Source organism: Deltaproteobacteria bacterium (genome assembly GCA_019308905.1).
GTDB lineage: Bacteria > Desulfobacterota > BSN033 > WVXP01 > WVXP01 > JAFDHF01.
Window position 1 is genome coordinate 1 of sequence record JAFDHF010000133.1, and the last position, 3005, is coordinate 3005.

Genomic DNA, 3005 nt, shown 5'->3' on the forward strand with positions numbered 1-3005 from the left:
AAACCTTGTGAGCCATGCTTGATAGACGGAAGTTACTTTAAACAGCAATTTTTTCAGCCCTCAACGATGCCCTACTCAGCGCTGGCTGGGAAATCTTCAGGCGACGTGATAACTCAACCATGCTCATTCCCAGTTCACGATTGGCCCGGTAGCAAAGCAGACTTCAGGATTTGAGACAGCCTGGGGATCCTTGCCACGACCCAGGACGGATCCAATGAACATGATTAGGGATGACGGATGACGATGCAATGGATGGCACCGGCAGCATCCAATCTCGTTTCTTTTTGGCATGCGTCCACGGTGCTGAGAGAATCGACAGGAAGTAAAGCATGAAATCATAGGCGTCCCCGATCCGTGGTGGTAAAAGAGCCGCCTTTTCCATTGAAGAATTAAGGATGATAGAAGGAGAGTTCCCTAGGCGGGCAACTTCTTTGGTGCTTGAATGGGCATTTCAGCATAGGGATGAACTTATAGCTAACTGGGAGAGGGCGCAGCGGAACGAGCCTCTGGAAGAAATTGAACCTCTCGATTAGGAGGATAATCATGCGATGGGTGATCGAGGCGACATATGTTGGGGGGTATAAACTAAAGATCCGGTTTGATAACGGAGAGACCAAGGTGGTTGATTTGAAACCACATCTAGACGGCCCTATCTTTGAACCCTTGAAGCAGCTAGATTTCTTCAAGTCATTTCGCGTGGATAAGGATATAGATACTGTCGTGTGGCCAAACAACGCTGACTTTTCACCTGACTTTCTTTATGAGATAGGTCAAAAGGTCAGCGAACAAGACGCTTCAGCCGACGCGGTTTAACCGCGCGAGGTTAGGGGACGCCTATGATTTTATGCAAAACCTTGTGAGCCATGGTTGGTAGGCGGAGGTTACTTTGAACAGCAATTTTTTCACCCCTCAACGATGCCCTACTCAGGGCTGACTGGGAAATCTTCAGGCGACGTGACAACCCAACCATGCTCATTCCCAGTTCACGATTGGTCCAGAGGCAAAGCAGGCTTCATGATTTGAGACAGTCTGGGGATCCTTCCCACGATCCAGGACAGAGCCAATGAACATGATTAGAGATGACGGATGACGATGCAACGGATGGCACCGGCAGCATCCAATCTCGTTCTTTTTGGCATCCGTCCACACTACTGAGAGAATTGACAGGAAGTAAAACATGAAATCATAGGCGTCCCCTATCGTCGATCGTTTGCTGGGCCGGAGATTGTGCCGAATCCTCAGCACTTGTAGGAAAAGGTAGATAGATGCGCAGATGGAGTGCCTCGGCGTACCAGATGGTTTGTAAAGGTATTGACATATATTGAAAACTGACTATACTTTCGCATATGAAGAGTCAAGATGAAAAAGAGGAAATAATGCAACTCGTCCGGGATGTGAGCATTGTGAGCGCGGCGGAGATACGTTCCCGTGGGATTCACCATGAGTATCTCCGGCAACTGCGCGCGGAAGGAAGGCTCGTACGGGTGGGCCGCGGGCTTTACAGCCTGCCGGACGCCGATGTGACGGCGCATCACGGTCTGGTACAGGCTGCCAAAGCCGTCCCCAAGGGCGTGATATGCCTGCTTTCTGCTCTTCGTTTCCACGAAATTGGTACTCAGCTTCCCCACGAAGTATGGATAGCCCTTGACCGAAGAGCCGCTCGTCCGAGAGTCGAAAATCCCAAGATGCGGATCGTTCGTTTCTCCGGAAAAGCCCTGACCGAGGGTGTAGAGGAGCATGTCGTGGAGAGCATACGAGTCAAGATTTACAGTCCTGCTAAAACAGTGGCAGATTGTTTCAAGTACAGAAACAAGATCGGGCTGGACGTGGCACTCGAAGCGCTACGCCACGTACTGCGCGAGCGCCGGTGCACCCCCGACGAAGTGTGGCGATATGCAAAGGTTTGTCGAGTAACAAAAATAATGCGGCCCTACATGGAAGCACTCGTATGACCCGACGCCCATCGAACATCGCAGCATCGGTTCGCCAGCAGCTCCTAAACATGATCAGGGAAAGCGGTGAAGATCCAAACCTGATTTGGACCCGCTATGCGATCGAGCGTCTCCTTTACCGCCTCTCAGTGTCGAGCCATGCCCGGAACTTCGTCCTCAAAGGTGCCCAACTATTCTTGGTGTGGACAGGCCACCTGTACCGACCGACCATTGACTTGGACTTGTTGGGCCGCGGCGAAAGTTCCTCTGAATATATCACGGAGTTGTTCCGCGAAGTTTGCTCCATCCAGGTGGAGTTTGACGGTCTCGTCTTTGATCCAGAATCGGTGAAAGTCGCGTCGATTCGAGAAGATCAGGAATACCAGGGGCAACGCGTTGCCCTGATGGCCTCTCTTGGCAAGGCCCGTATCCCAGTCCAGGTCGACATAGGATTCGGTGACGTAGTGACGCCGAAGTCCGAGGTGGTCACCTATCCCACACTTTTGGATTCCCCGCCTCTCCGCGTCTTGGCCTGTCCGCGCGAGACGGTTGTAGCAGAGAAGTTTCAGGCCATGGTCATGTTGGGTATTGCCAACAGTCGGATGAAGGATTTTTATGACCAGTATGTGATGGCACGGGACTTTACTTTTGATGGGCGCACGCTTGCTCAGGCAATAAGAGCAACCTTCAAGAGACGCAAGACAGATATCCCCATCGAGCCACCTCTGTCCCTAACGGATGAGTTCGGCAACGACGAAGTAAAATTGGTTCAGTGGAAAGCGTTCATTCGCAAGAGCGGCCTCGAGGGGGATGTTCCGGAATTGCCGGAGGTGCTGTCGGTTCTTAGAAAATTTCTGCTGCTTCCCATGAGGGCTGCTTCAGGCCGGGGCTCCATTCCGGAGAAGTGGGCAAAGGGAGGGCCTTGGAGTTGACAACTGAAATTGACTTTGGGTTTTTCGCTCTATCCATTCTCCACGAGGACTTTCCCCAGAATTTTGGAGGGTAGTGAGGTAAGTTATTGGGAGGCAAGGGGAAGCTGATATGAAGAAGTGGAAATGGAGGTTCCTCCTATGG

4 protein-coding genes are annotated in these 3005 nt (G+C 51.7%); all 4 read left to right on the forward strand.

The genetic code is table 11. The features are described from left to right. The first annotated feature begins 395 nt into the window (after positions 1-395). Entirely contained in the window at positions 396-533 is a 138-nt protein-coding gene (locus tag JRJ26_20440) for a DUF4160 domain-containing protein (protein ID MBW2059858.1), read from the forward strand. Positions 534-543: 10 nt separating this feature from the next. After that, the gene (locus JRJ26_20445; GenBank protein MBW2059859.1) at positions 544-813 is read left to right on the forward strand and encodes a DUF2442 domain-containing protein; all 270 of its coding nucleotides are present in this window, start codon (positions 544-546) and stop codon (positions 811-813) included. 533 nt (positions 814-1346) lie between these two features. Further along, complete coding sequence (locus JRJ26_20450) at positions 1347-1952, forward strand: type IV toxin-antitoxin system AbiEi family antitoxin domain-containing protein (GenBank protein ID MBW2059860.1); 606 nt, start codon at positions 1347-1349, stop codon at positions 1950-1952. After that, positions 1949-2863 (forward strand): nucleotidyl transferase AbiEii/AbiGii toxin family protein, encoded by a 915-nt coding sequence (locus tag JRJ26_20455; GenBank protein ID MBW2059861.1) that lies wholly within the window; start codon positions 1949-1951, stop codon positions 2861-2863. The genes JRJ26_20450 and JRJ26_20455 overlap by 4 nt, the downstream gene beginning before the upstream one ends. The last annotated feature ends 142 nt before the right edge of the window (positions 2864-3005 follow it).

Bases quoted from the DNA above. Each gene is read 5' to 3' on its own strand.
- JRJ26_20440 (MBW2059858.1), top strand. From the start codon at position 396: ATGATAGAAGGAGAGTTCCCTAGGCGGGCAACTTCTTTGGTGCTTGAA.
- JRJ26_20445 (MBW2059859.1), top strand. From the start codon at position 544: ATGCGATGGGTGATCGAGGCGACATATGTTGGGGGGTATAAACTAAAG.
- JRJ26_20450 (MBW2059860.1), top strand. From the start codon at position 1,347: ATGAAGAGTCAAGATGAAAAAGAGGAAATAATGCAACTCGTCCGGGAT.
- JRJ26_20455 (MBW2059861.1), top strand. From the start codon at position 1,949: ATGACCCGACGCCCATCGAACATCGCAGCATCGGTTCGCCAGCAGCTC.